This window comes from Massilia paldalensis (assembly GCF_044901715.1).
Lineage (GTDB): Bacteria > Pseudomonadota > Gammaproteobacteria > Burkholderiales > Burkholderiaceae_D > Telluria > Telluria paldalensis.
On the sequence record NZ_JBJCIU010000002.1, the window covers coordinates 808,886 to 828,323 of the forward strand.

Sequence of the window (19,438 nt, forward strand, 5' to 3'; positions counted from 1 at the left end):
CTCCCGTGAGGCAGCGGGCATCGCTTTGACGATGCGCAAAATGGGCTCGGCCCGTCCGCTGCTATCGTGGGGTTACTTTGATCGGACCCCAGCATGCACCTCGTCGATATCACGATGTTCTACGCCGCCGAAGGAGGCGGCGTCAGCACCTACCTGAACGCCAAGGCGCACTGGCTGGCACGGCGCAGCAGCGTGCGGCACACGATCATGAGTCCCAACGTCGAGACCTGCGGCGCGCAGGTGCCGGCCCTCGTGCGCATCCCGGCCGCCGGCCTGCCGGGCTTCCACGGCTACCGCATGCCGCTGTCGGTGGCGGGGCCCGCGCGCCTGCTGGCGTCCGCGCACCCCGACCTCGTCGAAGCGGGCGACGCCGGCCACTGCGCCTGGGCCGCGCTGCGCATGCGCCGCCGCCACGGCATCCCGGCCGTCGCCTTCTACCATTCCGACCTGCCGCGCCTCGTGCGGCCGCGCCTGGGAAGCTGGGCCGCGAGCGGCACCTGCAAGTACCTGGCCAGCCTGTATCGCCAGTTCGACCTCGTGCTGGCGCCCAGCCGCGTGATGGTGCAGCAGCTGGAAGCCATGGGCGTGCATGGCGCCGTGCACCAGCCGCTCGGCATCGACAGCGCCGTGTTCCGCCCCTTGCCGGCGCGCGAGCGCGAGGCCGCGCGCGACGCGCTGTGCGCGCGCCTCGGGCTCGCGCCGCAAACGCGCCTGCTGGTCTACGCGGGCCGCTTCACGCCGGAAAAGAAACTCGGCCTGCTGGCCGAGGCGGTGCGCAAGCTGGGACCGCGCTACCACCTGGTGCTGGTGGGCGCCGGCATCGACAGCCCGCCCGACATCCTCAACATGACGCGCATGCCGTACAAGCGCGACCAGCGCCAGCTCGCGCGCCTGCTGGCCAGCTGCGACGTGCTGGTGCACCCCGGCGATTGCGAGACCTTCGGCCTGATCGTGCTGGAAGCGATGGCCTGCGGCCTGCCGGTCGTCGCGGCCAACGGCGGCGGCGTGGCGGAACTGGTCGACGAGGACACGGGCCTGCTGGCCGAACCGGACAGCGTCGACAGCCTCGCCGGCGCCATCGACGCCATCTTCGAGCGCGACCTGGCCCGCATGGGCATGGCGGCGCGCCGCAAGGCCGTCGAGCGTTATGACTGGAACGAGATTTTGCCCCAGGTACTGGGCCGCTATGACGGCCTGCTGGGCCGCCATGCGCGCACGCCGCGCGAACCGGAGCGTATTTGTGTCACTGATTCAAACTAAGATCGAACCCACCGTCGGGCAAACGCCCATCCCTGCTGCCGCCGATACCGGCGCCTTGGCCCCCGCAATACAGAAGCCGATGCTGTGCGTGTCGATCCACGACGTTGCCCCCGCTACCTGGCCCGATTGCCTGCGCCTCGTGCAGGCCGTGCGCGAAGTCGCCGACATCCCGCTGACCTGGCTGGTGGTGCCGCACTACCATTTCCGTCCCGAGCGTTCGCCCGTCATGGAAGCCTGCCTGGACGTCGTGGTGGAACGCGGCGACGAACTGGCGCTGCATGGCTACAGCCACCTGGACACGGAAGCCAACGGCGGCGGCCTCGCCAAGCGCTTCCTGCGCACCGTGTACACGCGCAAGGAGGGCGAGTTCGCCGCGCTGGCGGAAGCCGAGGCGCGGCGTCGCCTGGAGCTGGGCCTGGCCTGGTTCGCGGAGCATGGCTGGCCGACGCATGGCTTCGTCCCGCCGGCCTGGCTGCTGGGCAAGGGTTCGTGGAACGCGCTGCGCGCTTCCCCCTTCGCCTACACGACCACCTTCAGCCACTTCCACTGCCTGCGCGATGCCGACGGCAACCCGATCCGCCACAGCGTGCTCTCGCCATCGCTCGTCTATGCGGCGCGCAACCGCGGCGGACGCCTGCTGTCGCCCCGCGTGGCCGACGCCACCGCGAAGATGCTGGAGAAATCGCCGCTCCTGCGTTTCAGCCTGCACCCGCCCGACGGCCGCTATCCCGACCTGGTGGGGCACATGCAGCGCACCCTGGAGCGCCTGCTGGTGCAGCGCGAAGCCGTGACGAAGGAAGAATGCGCGCGCCGGCTCGTGCAGGCCTACGAGGCCCGCAGCGCCCGCGTCGCTGCCGGTCCGGCTGCAGCGGACCTCGTGATCGTGCAGGACATCGTTGCACCGGTTCGCGCGACACCCGTCGATGCGGCACCTGTCGATGCAGCACCTGCCGACGCGGACAAGCCGGCCGATGCGGAGATCCGTGCAGATGCGCACGCTGCGCAGTCCCGGCTCGGCGATGAGGATGCCGGTGCAGTGAGGACCGATGCAGCGACGGCCGAGGCAGCGACGGCCGAGGCTGCGATGAGCGATGCAGCGGCGACCGACGCAGCAGCGACCGACGCAGCGGCGACCGATGCAGAGAAGACCGGCGCAGCGATGGCCGACGCAGCGGCGACCGATGCGGAGAAGACCGAGGCAGCGACGACCTACGCAGCGGCAACCGATGCAGAGAAGCCCGAGGCAGCGACGACCTACGCAGCAGCAACCGATGCAGCGACGGCCGAGGCAGCGACGGCCGAGGCAGCGACGGCCGAGGCAGCGACGAGCGCAATCACGCAGCCACAAGGCGTGCAGCCTGAAGCGGCGCGGCCTGAGGTCGCCCGGCGTGAAGCAGCCCAGGCTGAGGCAAGCCAGGCTGAAGCAACCCAGGTTGACGCAACTAAGCCTGAGGCAGGACGGAGGAAGGCTGCGCACGTGGACGATGCACGCGCCGATGAATACGCCGATGCATGCCTCGATACGCGTGCCGATGTGGCGCAGTCGCACGCAAGGGGACGCGATCCGGCACCGGTTCCGTCGACGCATGCCCTGGCACGGCAGATCGAAGACGTCCGTCTCGCGACCGCGCGTGCCATCGACGCGCGCGCGATCGATCGGCATATCGCGGACGCGCATGCAATGAAGAAGCATGTGGCGAAGACATACGGCGCCGACGCGGCCGTCATGCCCAAACCTGCCGTTCCCGGCACCAGGCCCGTCAACAAACCGGGGAAGCGCGTCGTCCGCACCTCTGCCCACGAGAGCGTGGCGATGCAGCGGGCTGCTGCCGCATCTTCATCCGGCGCTGCATCGGGCTCAGGATCCGGATCGGTATCCGGCAGCCACGCCGCTCCGGGCCGACAAGAGCGTGTGGACTTCGGCAACCGGCAGGCCATCGTCCCGACCTTCGTCACCAGTACGGACCCCACCAGCCGCCGGGCCAGCGACCGACGCCGTAGCCGGCGTAGTAGTGCGGATAAGGGCCGTAGCGTTCCGCGTCCTCCTTCGCGCTGAGATGCAGGACGCAGCTGCGCCAGGCGTCGGACTGCGTGGCGTAGCCCAGGCGCGCGCAGGCCGGCCCATACACGACCATTGCCTGCTCGATCTCGGCGCGGGCCTGGGCGGCGCGCTGCTCGGGCGTCGTGCAGCCCGCCAGGGCCAGCACCGATGCCAGCGCGAGCGGAAGCATGAGCGCACGCATGGCGGATGATCTCCTTCGATAGCGCGACTGCGGTAGCAAGCGTCATGCGCGCATGCCACCAGCTTAGACAGGCACCTGAAAGCGCTACCGGTATGCCTCAAAGATGCACCGGGAACCGAATCGGGTACCGGAAGTCAGGGACTCGCGAGGCAATGGTTTTTCTGGCAAGATGCGCTTTTTGCGGGGGAGAAAGCGCATGCGGGCACGGCGGTGGTGGACCTGGACGACACGTTTGCTGGCAACGCTCGTGGCGCTTGTGGTACTGGCCCTGGTGGCCGCCTGGCTGACCCTGCGCGCCAGCCTGCCGCAGCTCGACGGCACGCGCCACGCGCCGCTCCTGTCGGGCAAGGTGACGGTGGAGCGTGATGCCGACGGCGTGCCCACGATCAGCGGCCCCAACCGGACCGATCTCGCCTATGCCACCGGCTTCCTGCACGGCCAGGAGCGCTTCTTCCAGATGGACCTGCTGCGCCGCAGCGCCGGCGGCGAACTGGCCGAGCTGTTCGGCCCGCGCGCGCTGCCGCTCGACCGCACGCACCGCCTGCACCGCTTCCGCGCCCGCGCCGCCTCGGTACTGCAGGGTATGGATGCGGCCGACCGCGCCTTCCTCGAGCGCTACGTGGCCGGCGTCAACGACGGCCTGCAGGCGCTGGGCGCCAGGCCGTTCGAGTATGCGCTGAACGGCATCGCGCCGCGGCCCTGGACGGCCGCCGATTCGCTGCTCGTCGTGTGGGCGATGTACTTCGACCTGCAGGGCAACCAGGAAGCGCGCGAGCTGGCGCGCGGCTGGCTGGCGAACGACCTCGATCCGGCCCAGCGCGCCTTCCTGCTGCCCGAGTCGAGCAGGTGGGATGCACCGCTCGACGCGCCGGCGATCACGGCGCCGAAGGAAGCGCCCGTGCCGCCGTCCGCCCCCGTGTGGTGGGGCAGCCTGGGCGCGGTGGCGGCGCGCCAGGTGGCCGGCGTCGGGTTCACCGATGGCGTGGGCAGCAACAACTTCGCGCTGGCCGGCAGCCGCAGCGCGAGCGGCGCGGCCATCGTCTCGGACGACATGCACCTTGGCCTGCAACTGCCGAACATCTGGTACCGGCTGGCGCTGCGCTACACGGACGCGCAGGGACGCGCGCGCCGCATCGTCGGCGTCAGCCTGCCGGGCGCGCCGCCGCTCGTCATCGCGGGCAGCAACGGCCACGTGGCCTGGGGCTTCACCAACAGCTATGCGGACACGCTCGACCTCGTCCGGCTGGACCGCGACGACGCCCATCCGGGCATGCTGCGCACCCAGGCCGGCTGGGAAACGCCGCGCGAGCACGCCGAGACGATCCTCGTGAAGGGCGCGCCGGCCGAGCGCCTGGTCGTGCGCGAGACCAGCCTCGGCCCCGTGCGCCTGGTGGGCCCCGACGCCTACGCCGTGCACTGGGTCGCCCACGCGCCGCAAGCAATCAACCTGAACCACCTGAAGCTCGAAAGCGCGCTCACGCTGGACGAGGCACTGGACGCGGCGGCGGCCGACGGCATCCCGGCCCAGAACATCGTCATCGGCGACGCCAGAGGCAATATCGGCTGGACCATCGCCGGCGCCTTGCCGCAGCGCGTCCAGGGCGGCACCGCCGTGTCGTATCCGCTCGCCGCCGACGGCCAGCTGCCGACCTGGGACGGCCTGCTGCCGCCCGCGCGCCATCCGCGCCTGGTGAATCCGCCGGGCGGGCAGCTGGTCACCGCGAACAGCCGCCAGCTGGCGGGGCCGGATGCCGAGGTGCTGGGCGACGGCGGCTTCGACCTCGGCGCGCGCACGCGCCAGCTGGGCGACGGTTTGCAATCGCTGCAGGGTGGCCGTGCCGACGTGCGCGCGGCCTTCCGCGCCACGCTGGACGACCGCGCGGTCTACGTGGGCGAATGGCGCACGCGCCTGCTGGCCGTGCTCGACGACCGCGCCGTCGCGGGTCATCCGCAGCGCACCGCGTTCAGGCAGCTGCTGCGGCAAAGCTGGGATGGCCATGCGAGCGTGGGCTCGGTCGGCTACCGCCTGGCGCAGCAATACCGCTGGTCGCTGCACGACCTGCTGTTCGCCGGCGCCAACGTGCAGCTGCGCGCGCTCGACCCGAAGGCGACCGTGCAGGCGGCGACCACGCGCTGGCCCGACGTCGTCGCGCGCCTGCTGGACGAACAGCCGTCCGCCTGGCTGCCGTCCGGCTACGCCAGCTGGCAGGACCTGCAGCTGGCCGCCGTCGACCGCACCATCGCTGAAGTCACGCGCGATGGCACGCCGCTCGCCGAGGCCACCTGGGGCCGGCGCAACACGGCGGCGATCACGCATCCGATCGCGATGGCGCTGCCGGCGCTGGCGCGCTGGCTCGGCGCGCCGCCGGACCAGCTGCCGGGCGACGGCAACATGCCGCGCGTGGCGGGGCCGAAGTTCGGGCAGTCGGAACGGATGGTGGTGTCGCCGGGACGTGAGGAAGAAGGGCTGTTCGACATGCCGGGCGGGCAGAGCGGGCACCCGCTGTCGCCGTTCTTCCTGCGCGGGCACGCCGCGTGGGTGAGGGGGGAGCCGAAGGCCTTGTTGCCGGGGGCGGCGAAGTACACGTTGACGTTCACCAGATAAGGCTGCGGGACGCAGGGTGGGCACGCATACCGTCGTCCCTGCGCAGGCAGGGACCCAATGTTGTCGGCGCCGCGTTTCCGCGTGCAGTACTTGGGTCCCTGCCTGCGCAGGGACGACGTCGTGGAAAGCTTATTTGACTCCCACCGGCACCCACAGCTTCTGCAGCATCCCCGTCACCGTCTCCGCCGTCGCCGGCCGGCTCAGGTAGAAGCCCTGCACCATGTCGCAGCCGTATTCCTCCAGCAGCACCAGCTGTTCCCCCGTCTCGACGCCTTCCGCCACCACCACCATCTTGAGGCCGTGCGCCATTGCGATGATGGCGCGCGTGATGGCCGCGTTCTCGGAATCCTGCGGCAGGCCGCTGATGAAGCTGCGGTCGATCTTCAGCGCGCGCACGTCGAAGCGCTTCAGGTAGTTCATCGACGAGTAGCCGGTGCCGAAGTCGTCGATGGACAGGTACACGCCGATGCCGCGCAGCTGTTCCAGCGTCAGCAGGGTCGCCCTGGCGTCGTCCATCAGCGTGCTTTCGGTGAGCTCCAGTTCCAGCAGGCGCGGATCGAGCCCCGTGTCGTTCAGTGCGGACAGCACCATCTGGCTCAGGCTCTCGTCCTTGAACTGCTTGGCCGACAGGTTCACCGCCATGCGCACGGGACGGCGCGCCAGGCGCTGCCAGTGGCGCGCCTGGTTGCAGGCGGTGCGCAGCACCCATTCGCCGATGGGCACGATCAGGCCCGTTTCCTCGGCCAGCGGGATGAATTCGGTCGGCGGGATCACGCCCCGTTCCGCGTGGCGCCAGCGCACCAGCGCCTCGACGCCGACGATCTCGGACGAGCGCACGTCGAGCTGCGGCTGGTACAGCAGGTACAGCTCGTCGTTCTGCAATGCCTTTCGCAGGCCGACTTCGAGCTTCACGTGGCTCATGATCTGCATCGTCAGCGACGACGAGTACAGCTTGGCGTTGTTCTTGCCGCAGTTCTTGGCGTGGTACATCGCCGTGTCCGCGAACTTCAGCAGCGAGGTGCAATCGTCGCCGTCCTCGGGGAACAGCGAGATGCCGATGCTGGCCGTGACGAAGATCTCGTTGCCCTCGATGAGGAAAGGGCGGCCCATCGCGTCCTTCACGCGGTGGGCCACGTTCAGCGCATGCTCGACGCGCTCCAGGTCCGGGATCAGGATCGTGAATTCGTCGCCGCCCAGGCGCGCCAGGTTGGTGCCCTGCTGCGTCTCGAGGTCGGAGGGGGAGCGCGAGATCAGGTCGCTGGGCCGGATCGTCTCGCGCAGGCGTTCGGACACCTGCATCAGCAGCTGGTCGCCGACGTCGTGGCCCAGCGTGTCGTTGATGCGTTTGAAGGCGTCGAGGTCCATGAACAGCACGGCGAACTTCTTGTTGCCGATCTTGGAGCGCTGCAGCTCGCGCTCCAGCATCTCCAGGAAGGCTTGGCGGTTCGGGATGCCCGTCAGGCTGTCGCAGTACGCCAGGCGCCGGATCTGCTCCTCGGCGCGCTTGCGTTCGCTGATATCGCGCACGAGGCCCAGCACCTCGGCCGGACCGGTAGCGACGAGGCGCGCCTCGAAGTGCTGCGCCTCGCCGAAGTGCAGCAGCTCGTACTCCACCGAGCGCACCTGGCGCATCTGCAGCGCCAGCGCCACCTGTTCCAGCAGCCTTTCGGCGATGTCGCGCGGCAGCACCTCCGTGACGTGGCGGCCGATGATCTGCTCGGCCGGCACCGGTTCGCGCAGCGCATGGCCGCGCGCGTTGCGGCCGCCGGCTTCGCGCACCGGGCTCTCCCGCCGGGTGCCCGTACGCCCGGGTTCATAGTCGAGGTAGACGCCGTCGCGCGACATGCGGAAGAAGGTGTCGGGAATGGCGGCCAGCACGGCGCGGTTCTGGGCGTCGGCGATGCGCAGGCGCACGATGGCGTCGCTGGCGCGCAGCACGTACAGCACGCGGTGGCCCAGGATCGGCCAGTTGATCGGCTTGGAGACGAAGTCGGTGGCGCCGGCCTCGTAGGCGTTGGTCACGGCTTCGAGGTCGTCGCCGCCCGTGACCATCACGATCGGCACCATGGCGCCGCCGGCCGAGTCGCGGATCGCGCGGCAGGCGGCGAAGCCGTCCATCCTGGGCATCTCGACGTCCATCAGGATCAGGCTGGGCGAGTGGCTGGCCGCCAGCGCCACGGCTTCGCGGCCGTCGGCCGCCTCGATCGCCGCCAGGCCGACGCTTTCCAGCATCTCGACCATCAGCATGCGCATCGTCGGGTCGTCATCCGCGACGAGGACGACGGCGGGCCCTGAAGCGCGCTGGTTGGAGTGGGGTACCGGCATGTCAGGTTTCCTTCTCGGGCTGGGCGGTGAGCGAACGGCGGACGGCCTGGAACTCCTGTTCCATGTCCACCAGGATGGCATCGGCGCCGACGGTGGTGTCGGCGCGGCCCAGCTGTTCCATGGCCTTGCACATGGCGGCCAGGGCGTCGGCGCCGACATTGGCGCTGGCCGACTTGAGCGTGTGGGCGATGCGGCGCACGCCATCGGCATCCATGCCGTCGATGGCGTCGCGCAGGGTGCGCAGTTGTTGAGGCACGTCGTCGACGTAGGCGGAGATCACCTTCTGCACGAGGGCGTCGCCGCGGTCGCGCGAGAGCGCACGGATCTTGTCGAGGGCGGCCTGGTTGATCACGTCGCGCCGGATCACCTCCACCGATTCCGGCGGCAGGCGCGGGGGCTCGTCGTCGTGGTGCACGGTGGCCGCCAGCGGCAGCGCCATCCAGCGGCCGATCACGGCCGCCAGTTCCTGCTGCGTGAATGGCTTGGAGAGGTAGTCGTCCATGCCGGCGGCCAGGCAGGCTTCGCGGTCGCCCTGCAGCGCGTTGGCCGTGATGGCGATGATGGGCAGCACGCGGCCTCGTCCCGCCTCTCGCTCTTCGCGTCGGATCGCGGAGGTGGCGGCGAAGCCGTCCATCACGGGCATCTGGCAATCCATCAGCACGGCGTCGAAGGCGCCGCTGCGCACCATGGCCAGGGCCTCGGCGCCGTTGCGCGCGCAATCGACCTGCAGGTCCAGGCTTTCCAGCATGGCCTTCGCGACTTCGATGTTGACCGGGTTGTCCTCGGCCAGCAGCACGCGCCGCGCATGGTGCGACGCCGGGCGGCCGGTGCCGGCGCGCAGGGGACGCGGCGGCACGAAGCGGGGCGCCGGCGCCACCTGGCCGCGCGGGCGCGTCGCCAGGCAGGCGAACAGGTCGGCGGCGCGCGCCGGCTTGATGAGCTGGTAGGCCACGCCCGCCTCGCGCCGCTGCACGGGGTCGGCCGCCAGCGGGTCGGGGCTCAGCAGCACGATGCGCGTGGCGCGCGTGGACGGATCGGCCTTGATGCCGGCGGCCAGCAGCAGGCCGCTGGTGCCGGACAATTCCATGTCGAGGATGGCGACGTCGAAGGCACGGCCCTGGCGCGCCGCCTCGTGCAGCAGGTCCAGCGCCTGGTCTGCGCCGTACGTGCCCGCGCAGTCGACGCGCCAGGCGGCCAGGTGCCGTTCCAGGCCGGCGCGCCGCTGGTCCTGCTCGTCCACCAGCAGCACGCGCAGGCCGTCGATCGTATGCTGGTGATCCCCCGGCGCATCGGGGTCGACGCGGCGCTTGTCGAACGACACCGTGAACCAGAAGATCGATCCCTGCGTGGGGCCGTTGTCGACGCCGATGGCGCCGCCCATCAGCTCGACCAGCTGCTTGGAAATCGCCAGGCCCAGGCCCGTGCCGCCGTACTTGCGCGTGGTGGAATCGTCGGCCTGCGAGAACGCCTCGAAGATGCGGCTGCGCGCCTCGCGCGAGATGCCGATGCCGGTGTCGTGCACCTCGAAGCGCAGCATCACGGCCTGGCTGTCCTCGCTGGCGACGCGCACCCGCGCCAGGATGCGGCCCTGGTCCGTGAACTTGAGCGCGTTGCCGAGCAGGTTGGCCATGATCTGGCGCAGCCGGTTCGGGTCGCCGCAGATCGCCACCGGGATGTCGTTGGCGATATCGAAGTACAGCTGGATGCCCTTGGTGGCGGCCTGCGGCGTGTAGACGGTGTGAATGTCGTCGAGCAGGTCCCACAGGTTGAAGTTGATGTACTCGACGGTCAGCTTGCCGGCCTCGATCTTGGAAAAGTCGAGGATGTCGTTGATGATCACGAGCAGGTGCTCGCCCGACTGCTTCACGAGTTGCGTGTAGTTGCGCTGGGTGTCCGAGAGCTCCGTCCCGAGCAGCATTTCCGTCATGCCGAGCACCCCGTTCATCGGCGTGCGGATCTCGTGGCTCATCGTGGCCAGGAAGGCGCTCTTGGCGCGGCTGGCCGCCTCCGCCGCGTTCTTCGCCTTTTCCAGCTGCTCGGTGCGCACGCTGACCTGGCGTTCCAGCTCGTCGCGGTGGTGGACCAGCGCCGCGCCGCGGCCTTCCACCTGCGCCAGCATGTTGTTGAAGCTGTCGATCAGCGCGCCCAGTTCGTCGGTGCGGTTGTGGGCGATGCGCAGCGTGTAGTTCTGGCTGGCCGAGACCTTCTGGGCCGCGTTGATCAGCTTGGCGATGGGGTCGGCCACGCTGCGCCGCAGCCGCCGCGCCATCATCAGGGCGGCCAGCATCGACAGCAGCAGCGCGCCGGCCGTCACGCCCAGGCCGCGCACCAGCGCGCGCCACATGGGACGCAGGTCGGTCTCGATCATGACGACGCCCGCTGCGGGGACATCGTCCGCTGCATTGTCGTCCGCAGCGTCGTCCGCAGCGGCATCGTGCGTGCCCAGCGCGCGGTAGGTGCGCAGCACCGGCATCCACGGGCGGCTGCCGGCCTCGTTCAACGTGCCCAGCGCGGCGGCGTCGGTGTCGGGCAGCGGGACGTCCAGGCCGGCGTCGCTGCGTCCCGGCGCGGTCCAGGTGGCGAAGGGCTGGCCCTTGCGGTCGTACAGCACGGCCGCGGTGACGGTCTCGCGCTCGCGCAGCGCGTCCAGCATCCGCGTGGCGGCGTCCCGGTTGCGCGCCTGCAGGGCGTCCGCGCTGCTGCGCGCCAGTACGCCGGCCAGCGCGGCCGACTGCATGCTCTCCGCGTGGCGCTGGCCGACGACGGTCGCCAGCGCAAAGGCGAGCCAGGCCACCAGCAGGGCGCTGCCGGCCGTGGCGAGGCACATGGACAATAGTTTTCGGTTGAGGCTTGAACGCTCGTGGCTATGCATGGCAGGGGCACATCCGGCGGTCGGCGCGACGAACGAGCCCGGTGCGGAATGGGCTCACCATGCGGAAATGCAAATTCCCGCAAGAAAGGAATATAGGATGTGGCCTAGGAGGTAACTTTGCGGTGCCGCAAGGGGGATGGGTAGATACAAATGCGTCGTCCCCGCGCAGGCGGGGACCCAAGTTCGTAGCGCAGCGTCAGCGCTTGAAAATTGGATCCCCGCCTGCGCGGGGACGACGGTGTGTCAGCGTTTAGTCGGTTCTCAACAGCACTTGCCGTTCCGCCCCGCCCCATACCGCGCTTCCTGGCGTTCGCGGAAGAATTCCTCGTAGCTCATCACGGGCTGGTCCGGATGGGTCCGTTCCATGTGGGCGACATAGGTGTCGTACTCGGGCAGGCCGACCATCAGGCGCATGCTCTGCCCGAGGTAGCGGCCCGCCTGGGCCAGCGATTCTCCCGCCTGGACCAGTGCGCCGAACATCAGTGCACCTCGGCGGCGACGGGCGCCTGCTGGACGTACGGGGTTTCCTTGACCGACGGGCGCGACTCGCGGTTGGCCGCGCGGATGGTGCGGAAGCCGTACAGCAGCACCGCCAGCACCACGATCATGAAGAAGCCGCACAGGCCTGCGTCGAGGTAGTCGTTGAAGATGATGCGGTTCATCTCGTCGACGGTCTTGGCCGGGGCCAGGACCTGGCCGGCGTCGTGCGCGGCCTGGAACTTGCGGGCGTGGGCCAGGAAGCCGACCTTGACGTTGTCATCGAAGATCTTCATCCAGCCAGCCGTCAGCGTGCACAGCAGCAGCCAGATGGTCGGCACGATGGTGACCCAGGCGTACTTGCCGCGCTTCATCTTGAACAGCACGACGGTGCCGAGCGTCAGCGCGATACCGGCCAGCATCTGGTTGGCGATGCCGAACAGCGGCCACAGCGTGTTGATGCCGCCCAGCGGATCGACGACGCCCTGGTACAGGAAGTAGCCCCAGGCCGCCACGCACAGGGCGGTGGCGATCAGGTTCGCCGGCAGCGAATCGGTCTTCTTGAACGACGGGACGAAGGCGCCCAGCAGGTCCTGCAGCATGAAGCGGCCCGCGCGGGTGCCGGCGTCGACGGCGGTGAGGATGAACAGCGCCTCGAACAGGATCGCGAAGTGGTACCAGAAGGCCATCATGGCCTTGCCGCCCACGGCGTTCGACAGGATGTGCGCCATGCCGACGGCCAGCGTCGGTGCGCCGCCGGCGCGCGAGATGATGGTGTGCTCGCCGACGTCGGCGGCCATCTGCGTCAGTTCGCCCGGGGTGATCACGAAGCCCCAGTTCGACACGGCCGCGGCGGCCGATTCGGCCGTGGTGCCCAGCACGGCGGCCGGGCTGTTCATGGCGAAGTAGACGCCCGGCTCGATGGTCGAGGCGGCGACGAGGGCCATGATGGCGACGAACGATTCCATCAGCATGCCGCCGTAGCCGATGAAGCGGGCGTGCTTCTCGTTCTCGATCATCTTCGGCGTGGTGCCCGACGAGATCAGCGCGTGGAAGCCGGACACGGCGCCGCAGGCGATGGTGATGAACAGGAACGGGAACAGCGTGCCGGACCAGGCCGGGCCGGTGCCGTCGATGAAGCGGGTGAACGCCGGCATCTGCAGGTGCGGGGCGACGAACACGATGCCCAGCGCCAGAGCGACGATGGTGCCGATCTTGAGGAAGGTGGACAGGTAGTCGCGCGGCGCCAGCAGCAGCCACACGGGGATGACGGAGGCGACGAAGCCGTAGCCGATCAGCATCCAGGTCAGCTGGGTGCCCGTGAAGGTGAACATCGGGCCCAGGACCGGGGAATCGTGCACCCACTGGCCGCCGACGATGGCGAGCATCAGCAGCACGAAGCCGATCAGCGAGATCTCGCCGATGCGGCCGACGCGGATGTAGCGCGAATAGATGCCCATGAACAGCGCGATGGGGATGGTCGCCATCACGGTGAAGGTGCCCCATGGCGAGCCGGTGAGTGCCTTCACGACGATCAGCGCCAGCACGGCCAGGATGATCACCATGATCATGAAGGTGCCGAACAGGGCGATGACGCCGGGGACCTCGCCCATCTCGGACTTGATGAGGTCACCGAGCGAGCGGCCGTCGCGGCGCATCGACATGAACAGCACCATGAAGTCCTGCACGGCGCCGGCGAACACGACGCCGGCCAGGATCCACATCATGCCGGGCAGATAGCCCATCTGCGCGGCCAGCACGGGGCCGACCAGCGGGCCGGCGCCGGCGATGGCGGCGAAGTGATGGCCGAACAGCACGTAGCGGTTCGTGGGGACGTAGTCGAGGCCGTCGTTGTAGCGGTAGGCCGGGGTCTGGCGCTTGGCATCCAGGCCCATCACCTTCTCGGCGATGTACAGGCTGTAGAAGCGGTAGGCGATCAGGTAGACGCAGACCGCGGCCATGACGACCCAGACCGCGTTGATCGATTCGCCCCGTTTCAGGGCGACGTAGCCGAGGGCGCCTGCGCCCACGAGCGAAAGCGCGGCCCAACCGAGCCGGCTTGCAAGTTTGTTCATTGTGACTCCTCCGAATGGATCGTACTGCTCGCCGGTCTTGCCGGTTGATTTTATGGCAGCATTCTTTTTCAGTATCTTGCACGGGTCGACTGGGGACAAGCGCATGATTACGCAGCCATCTACGTAATCCTACGTAGGGGACCCCGCATCCACGCCATCCACCGATCGGTCGTACAATTTCATGTTACGACGAAATCATGCGCCACGCGCATTCAATATGAAGCTCCGGCAGAAAGTCATCTTCCTGGCGATCGCGCCGCTGATCGTAGCGCTGTGCGCGATCGCCGTGTTCGTGCGCCAGCAGTCCGTGACGCTGGCGCGCCAGCAGCACGCCACCATCCAGCAGGCCTACCTGGCCAGCAAGCAGGCCGAGCTCCAGCACTACGTCGAGCTGGCCTCGCACGCCATCGCCCACCTGACGGCATCCGGCCGCAAGGACCCGGCCACGCTGGAGGAGGCCAAGCGCGTGCTGCAATCGCTCAGCTTCGGCGACGACGGCTATTTCTTCGTCTACGACATGCACGGCCGCAACCTCATGCACCCGCGCCAGCCCGAACTGGTGGGGCGCGACCTGTGGGACATGCGCGACCAGTTCGGCGTGCCCACGATCCAGAACCTGATCGCCGTCGCGCGCGAGGGAGGAGGGCTGGTGCGCTACAACTGGGTCAAGCCGTCCACGCGCAAGTCCGGCCCCAAGCTGGGCTACGTGGTGGCCATCAAGGACTGGGGCTGGATCATGGGCAGCGGCCTGTACCTGGACGACGTCGAGGCCGCGCTGGCCCAGGTGGACGCCCAGCAGTCGCGCAACATCGATGCGACCATGCTGTGGATCATGGGCCTGGCGATCCTGGCGACGCTCGTCATCGCCACGCTGGGCCTGGCGCTGAACATCAGCGAATCGCGCGTGGCCGAGGCCAAGTTGAAGGCGCTGGCCCAGCGCGTCGTCGATTCGCAGGAGCAGGAGCGGGCGCGCCTGTCGCGCGACCTGCACGACGGCATCAGCCAGTGGCTCGTGTCGATCGAGCTGCAGATCGAGGCCGGCATCATCCGCCTGCAGGGCAATGCCGAGCAGCAGGGCAAGGCCCTCGCCAGCTTCGAGCGCACCGCCGGGGAATTGAACGACGTGCTGGGCGAGGTGCGCCGCATCTCGCACAACCTGCGCCCGACGCTGCTGGACGACCTGGGCCTGGCCGCCGCGCTGGACCACCTGGCCCAGGAATTCGCCCAGCACAGCGGCACGCCGGTCGCGTTCTCGGCCAAGGGCAATACGGATAAACTGCCGCCCGTCGTCGGCACGGTGCTGTTCCGCATCGCCCAGGAAGCGCTGACGAACATCGAGCGCCATGCGGGCGCGCGCCACATCGATTTGTCGCTGCAGGCGGTGCGGGGAAGGGTGACACTGGCCATCGTCGACGACGGCGCCGGCTTCGACCCGGAAGGCGTCGAGACGCACCCGCAGCGCGGCATCGGCCTGCGCAATATGCTGGAGCGCCTGGATGCGATCGGCGGCACCCTGGACATCGCTTCATCGGACGCCGGCACCGCCGTGCGCGCCACCGTGGAACTGAAGGACTGAAGGACTGACATGCATACCGAGATCACCCAAGACGTCGTGCGCATCATGCTCGTGGACGACCACCCACTGGTGCGCGACGGCCTGCGCGCGCGCCTGGAAGCCGTGCCGCATTTCCGCGTGGTGGCGGAAGCCGACTCCGGCCCGGAAGCCCTGGGGCTGGCGAACAAGGTGGACGTGGACCTGGTCCTGATGGACATCACCATGCGCGACGGCAGCGGCATCGAAGCCACCGCGCGGTTCACGGAGCAGCACCCGGACATCGCCGTGCTGATGCTGTCCATGCACGACAAGCTCGAATACGTGACGCAAGCCATGCAGGCCGGCGCGCGCGGCTACGTGCTGAAGGATGCGCCGGGCAAGGACATCGTGCTCGCCATCGACACCGTCATCGCCGGCGGCATCTACTACAGCGCCGCGCTGGCGCGCCAGCTGGCCCGGCCGGCACAGGCCCAGGACAACCAGCTCACCACGCGCGAGCAGGAAGTGCTGCGCCACATCGCCAACGGCGAGTCGAACAAGCAGATCGCGCGCGACCTGGACCTGTCCGTGCGCACCGTGGAAACGCACCGCCTGAACATCAAGCGCAAGTTGGGCATCGAAGGGCAGGCGGAGCTGATCAAGTTCGCCGTGCAGCATGCCAAATATGGCGGAACGGCAAGCTGAGTATTTATTCTTGCAAACATGTCTTATTTGCAAGAAAATCAGTTGCTTTCCGAAAACGGGTGCTCTACTATTAGCCCGTTACTATCAATGCATAAACGTTAATGGCTTCGGCATCGTTCCCGTTGGTTGAATTGAGCTCCATCGCCAACGAGCAAAACGAATGGGTTGCCCTGCTGCTGGAGGCCGCGGGACAGCCGACCGACGGCGCCTGCCTGCAGGCGCTGTTTGGCCCACCCGACCTGCTCGAGGCCATCGCGCCGCTGGATTGCGTCGTCCGCATCGACGATCCGGCCATCCTGACCCCACCCGTCCTGAATGTGCTGCCGCCCAGCCGCGTGCTGCTGGCCGTGCGCGCCTCCGCGCTGGCGCGCGAAGGCGCCGGCAAGGCGCTGGCGCAGCTGCAATTGACGGGCTACCGCGTGCTGCTCGACGGCGACCTGCCGCCAGGCGTGCAGCCGCCGTCGGCATTGCGCACCGTGGCGCGCGACTGCAGCGCCGACGCGCCGCGCGCCATTTCGCTGCCGGCGCTGTTCGGACCCCACCTGGCCTACGGCGTGGCGGACATGGAACGTTTCCAGGCTTGCGAAAACGCGGGCTTCTCCTGGTTCGCCGGCGACTACGTCCTCGACAGCGTGGCGCCCGACGACGACGGCACCTCGCGCCGCCGCATGATGACGATGCTGGCGCTGCTGGCGCGCGATGCCGACTCGCACGAACTCGAACAGCAGCTCAAGCAGGATCCGGCGCTGTCGTACCACCTGCTGAAGCTGGTGAATTCGGCCGCGTTCACGTCCGGCGTGCCGATCACGAGTTTTGGACAAGCCATCAACCGCATCGGCCGCCGCCAGCTGCAGCGCTGGCTGCAACTGCTGCTGTACGCGCGCCAGGACCCGGACGGTCCGCCGAACCTGCTGCTGCCTCTGGCCGCCATGCGCGGCGGCGCGCTGGAAGCGCTGTGCAAGCAGGAAGGGGGCGAGCGCGACGCGCAGGACGCCGCCTTCATGGCCGGCGTGTTCTCGCTGCTGGACCGCCTGTTCCGCACGCCGATGGCAGAACTGCTGCAGGAACTGAACCTGCCGGAACCGGTGAGCGCCGCGCTGCTGCGCCGCGAAGGCGTGCTGGGCCAGCGCCTGCTGCTGGCCGAAGCGCAGCAGGCCGACGCGTCCACGCTGGCCGGCGCCGGCATCGATGCGGAAACGTGGTGGAACTGCCAGCTGCAGGCCTTCCACTGGGCCATCCAGGTAGCCCGCCATGTCTAAGCTGCCTGCTGCCGCGCCATTCGATTTTGCCGGCAGCAGCACTGCCGTCTGCGACGCCGTCCTCAAATTGCGCGGCGACGCGCTGCACGCGGAACTGGGCCGTATCGCTGCCTGCCTGCTGGCCAGCCCGGAGGGCGTGTTCCTGATGTGCGACGCCGGTGCCAAGCCGTCCAGCGACGGCCGCCTGGAAAAGGATGTCCACGTGGACGGCCACTGCGTGGGCCGCTACGAAGTGGCGGGCCGCGCCTACACGCTGGACGACTGGCGCCAGCTCGAAGGCCTGGCCGCGCTCACCGGCACGCTGCTGCAGATGCACGGCCTGGCCCAGCGCACGACGCACGCCTACGCCCACATGGAAGCGCAGCTCGCGCACCAGTCGCAGATCCTCGACCAGATCCACGAGTCCGTGCTGACCATGGACCGCATGGGCTACATCACCAGCTGGAACAAGGGCGCGGAGCAGCTGTTCGGCTACACGGCGCTGGAAGCCATCGGCCGCAACATCCTGTTCCTGTACGCCGACGAAGACCCGACCCCGCTCGACGCCTTCCCGGAAGAGGGCGGCCGCATGATGGAAGTGCGGCGCCGGAAGAAGTCGGGAGAAGTGTTCTGGGCCAGCCTGTCGCTGTCGCCGCTGAACGACCTGGAAGACCATCCCGTCGGCCTGATCGCCTACCTGACCGACATCACGGAACGCAAGCTGGCCGAGGAACGCCTGCACCACCTGGCCTACTACCAGGAGCTGACCGGCCTGCCGAACCGGCGCCTGTTCGGCCGCCTGGTCGACCAGTCCCTCACGGTAGCCCAGCGCAACGACACGACGGCCTGCGTGCTCTACGTCGACATCAACCGCTTCCGCCTGATCAACGGCACGCTGGGCCGCCGCGTCGGCGACGAACTGCTGCGCCAGGCCGCCCAGCGCTTCCGCAACGCGCTGCGCGACGAGGACGTGGTAGCGCACCTGGCCGCCGACGAATTCGCCATCGGCCTGTTCGACGTCCGCCAGCACTTCGAAGCGACCACCGTCGCCCAGAAACTGCAGGCCGCGCTGGAAGCGCCGTTCCGCATCGAAGGCCACGACCTGCGCGTGGGCGCCAGCATCGGCATCGCCGTCTACCCGCAGGACGGCCAGGATGCCGAGACGCTGCTGCGCATGGCCGACATCGCGATGGAGCGGGCCAAGGAAAACGCCCAGAACCCGGACAAGAGTGTGGCCTTCTACCGCCTGGACATGAACCAGGGGATGGAGCAGCGCATGAAGATCGAATCCGGCCTGCGCCACGCGCTGGGCCACGGCGAGCTGGTGCTGCACTACCAGCCGAAATTCGAGATCGCGAGCGGCCGCCTGGTCGGCGCCGAAGCCCTGGTGCGCTGGAAGCACCCGACCCGCGGCATGGTCCCGCCCAGCGAATTCATCCCCCTGGCCGAAAGCACGGGCCTGATCGTGCAGGTAGGGGAGTGGGTGCTGGAACAGGCCTGCGCCCAGGCCTCCATCTGGCAACAGGCCGGCCTGCCGCCGTTCCGCCTGGCCGTGAACGTCTCCGCCCGCGAATTCACCCCATCGCTGCCGGACCGCGTGGCCAGCACGCTGCGCCGCTACCGCCTGCCGCCGTACTGGCTGGAACTGGAGATCACGGAAAGCACGCTGATGCACGACATCGAACAGGTGATCGACATCATGGACTGCGTGAACGGCCTGGGCGTGGCGCTGTCGCTGGACGACTTCGGCACCGGCTATTCGAGCCTGTCGTACCTGAAGCGCTTCCCGATCGACACGCTGAAGATCGACCGCTCCTTCACCACGGGCATCCCGCGCGACTCGAGCGATTGCGCGATCGCCAGCACCATCATCAGCATGGGCCGGCGGCTGGGGCATCGCGTGATCGCGGAGGGCGTGGAGACGGTCGACCAGATCGAATTCCTGCGCGAGGCGGGGTGCGACGAGGTGCAGGGCTACCTGTACGGGAAGCCGCTGCCGGCTCTCGAATTCGAGATGGCGCTGAGGGAGAACTGGCTGCAGGTGGCCTGATCATTGCTCGGCCGTGCGCGTTCGGCTGCCCGGCAGGCAATGATTTATGTATAA

12 protein-coding genes are annotated in these 19,438 nt (G+C 68.8%); 7 read left to right on the top strand and 5 right to left on the bottom strand.

Features of this window, described 5'->3' with window-relative positions; translation table 11 throughout:
• Positions 1-93: 93 nt before the first annotated feature.
• The gene (locus ACI1V7_RS13315) at positions 94-1,260 is read left to right on the top strand and encodes a glycosyltransferase (protein ID WP_404532227.1); all 1,167 of its coding nucleotides are present in this window, start codon (positions 94-96) and stop codon (positions 1,258-1,260) included.
• Positions 1,241-3,316 carry a DUF2334 domain-containing protein gene (locus ACI1V7_RS13320; RefSeq protein WP_404532228.1) on the top strand — a complete coding sequence of 692 codons (2,076 nt, stop codon included), beginning with the start codon at positions 1,241-1,243 and terminating at the stop codon, positions 3,314-3,316. Before ACI1V7_RS13315 ends, ACI1V7_RS13320 begins: the two co-directional genes overlap by 20 nt.
• Here the strand turns inward: ACI1V7_RS13320 and ACI1V7_RS13325 are convergent.
• Positions 3,213-3,503 carry a hypothetical protein gene (locus ACI1V7_RS13325; protein ID WP_404532229.1) on the bottom strand — a complete coding sequence of 97 codons (291 nt, stop codon included), beginning with the start codon at positions 3,501-3,503 and terminating at the stop codon, positions 3,213-3,215. The two genes, ACI1V7_RS13320 and ACI1V7_RS13325, sit on opposite strands and share 104 nt — an antisense overlap.
• A 196-nt stretch (positions 3,504-3,699) precedes the next feature.
• Here ACI1V7_RS13325 and ACI1V7_RS13330 point away from each other — a divergent pair, with 196 nt between their 5' ends.
• Positions 3,700-6,108 (top strand): penicillin acylase family protein, encoded by a 2,409-nt coding sequence (locus ACI1V7_RS13330; protein ID WP_404532230.1) that lies wholly within the window; start codon positions 3,700-3,702, stop codon positions 6,106-6,108.
• 129 nt (positions 6,109-6,237) lie between these two features.
• On the opposite strand, the gene ACI1V7_RS13335 is transcribed toward ACI1V7_RS13330, so the two are convergent.
• The 4 genes from ACI1V7_RS13335 to ACI1V7_RS13350 all read right to left on the bottom strand — a co-directional run bounded on the left by ACI1V7_RS13335 (position 6,238) and on the right by ACI1V7_RS13350 (position 13,857).
• Positions 6,238-8,433: a putative bifunctional diguanylate cyclase/phosphodiesterase gene (locus ACI1V7_RS13335; RefSeq protein WP_404532231.1), complete on the bottom strand. Its 2,196-nt coding sequence runs from the start codon at positions 8,431-8,433 to the stop codon at positions 6,238-6,240.
• A gap of 1 nt (position 8,434) precedes the next feature.
• Entirely contained in the window at positions 8,435-11,260 is a 2,826-nt protein-coding gene (locus tag ACI1V7_RS13340) for a hybrid sensor histidine kinase/response regulator (protein WP_404532529.1), read from the bottom strand.
• Positions 11,261-11,566: 306 nt separating this feature from the next.
• On the bottom strand, positions 11,567-11,785 hold the full coding sequence (locus tag ACI1V7_RS13345) for a YbdD/YjiX family protein (RefSeq protein ID WP_314545702.1): 219 nt from the start codon (positions 11,783-11,785) through the stop codon (positions 11,567-11,569).
• Complete coding sequence (locus ACI1V7_RS13350) at positions 11,785-13,857, bottom strand: carbon starvation CstA family protein (RefSeq protein ID WP_404532233.1); 2,073 nt, start codon at positions 13,855-13,857, stop codon at positions 11,785-11,787. Before ACI1V7_RS13350 ends, ACI1V7_RS13345 begins: the two co-directional genes overlap by 1 nt.
• 217 nt (positions 13,858-14,074) lie before the next feature.
• On the opposite strand from ACI1V7_RS13350, the gene ACI1V7_RS13355 reads away from it, so the two are divergent.
• The 4 genes from ACI1V7_RS13355 to ACI1V7_RS13370 all read left to right on the top strand — a co-directional run bounded on the left by ACI1V7_RS13355 (position 14,075) and on the right by ACI1V7_RS13370 (position 19,384).
• Complete coding sequence (locus ACI1V7_RS13355; protein WP_404532234.1) at positions 14,075-15,433, top strand: cache domain-containing protein; 1,359 nt, start codon at positions 14,075-14,077, stop codon at positions 15,431-15,433.
• 9 nt (positions 15,434-15,442) lie between these two features.
• Positions 15,443-16,096 carry a response regulator gene (locus ACI1V7_RS13360; protein ID WP_404532235.1) on the top strand — a complete coding sequence of 218 codons (654 nt, stop codon included), beginning with the start codon at positions 15,443-15,445 and terminating at the stop codon, positions 16,094-16,096.
• Between the two features lie 101 nt (positions 16,097-16,197).
• Positions 16,198-17,355 carry an EAL and HDOD domain-containing protein gene (locus ACI1V7_RS13365; RefSeq protein WP_404532236.1) on the top strand — a complete coding sequence of 386 codons (1,158 nt, stop codon included), beginning with the start codon at positions 16,198-16,200 and terminating at the stop codon, positions 17,353-17,355.
• Positions 17,348-19,384, top strand: a complete 2,037-nt coding sequence (locus ACI1V7_RS13370) for a putative bifunctional diguanylate cyclase/phosphodiesterase (protein ID WP_404532237.1) — start codon at positions 17,348-17,350, stop codon at positions 19,382-19,384. The genes ACI1V7_RS13365 and ACI1V7_RS13370 overlap by 8 nt, the downstream gene beginning before the upstream one ends.
• The last annotated feature ends 54 nt before the right edge of the window (positions 19,385-19,438 follow it).

What these genes read in the sequence shown, in the direction of transcription:
- ACI1V7_RS13315 (WP_404532227.1), top strand. Translation starts at nt 94, where the DNA reads ATGCACCTCGTCGATATCACGATGTTCTACGCCGCCGAAGGAGGCGGC.
- ACI1V7_RS13360 (WP_404532235.1), top strand. Translation starts at nt 15,443, where the DNA reads ATGCATACCGAGATCACCCAAGACGTCGTGCGCATCATGCTCGTGGAC.
- ACI1V7_RS13330 (WP_404532230.1), top strand. Translation starts at nt 3,700, where the DNA reads ATGCGGGCACGGCGGTGGTGGACCTGGACGACACGTTTGCTGGCAACG.
- ACI1V7_RS13355 (WP_404532234.1), top strand. Translation starts at nt 14,075, where the DNA reads ATGAAGCTCCGGCAGAAAGTCATCTTCCTGGCGATCGCGCCGCTGATC.
- ACI1V7_RS13370 (WP_404532237.1), top strand. Translation starts at nt 17,348, where the DNA reads ATGTCTAAGCTGCCTGCTGCCGCGCCATTCGATTTTGCCGGCAGCAGC.
- ACI1V7_RS13365 (WP_404532236.1), top strand. Translation starts at nt 16,198, where the DNA reads ATGGCTTCGGCATCGTTCCCGTTGGTTGAATTGAGCTCCATCGCCAAC.
- ACI1V7_RS13350 (WP_404532233.1), bottom strand. Translation starts at nt 13,857, where the DNA reads ATGAACAAACTTGCAAGCCGGCTCGGTTGGGCCGCGCTTTCGCTCGTG.
- ACI1V7_RS13345 (WP_314545702.1), bottom strand. Translation starts at nt 11,785, where the DNA reads ATGTTCGGCGCACTGGTCCAGGCGGGAGAATCGCTGGCCCAGGCGGGC.
- ACI1V7_RS13340 (WP_404532529.1), bottom strand. Translation starts at nt 11,260, where the DNA reads ATGTGCCTCGCCACGGCCGGCAGCGCCCTGCTGGTGGCCTGGCTCGCC.
- ACI1V7_RS13335 (WP_404532231.1), bottom strand. Translation starts at nt 8,433, where the DNA reads ATGCCGGTACCCCACTCCAACCAGCGCGCTTCAGGGCCCGCCGTCGTC.
- ACI1V7_RS13325 (WP_404532229.1), bottom strand. Translation starts at nt 3,503, where the DNA reads ATGCGTGCGCTCATGCTTCCGCTCGCGCTGGCATCGGTGCTGGCCCTG.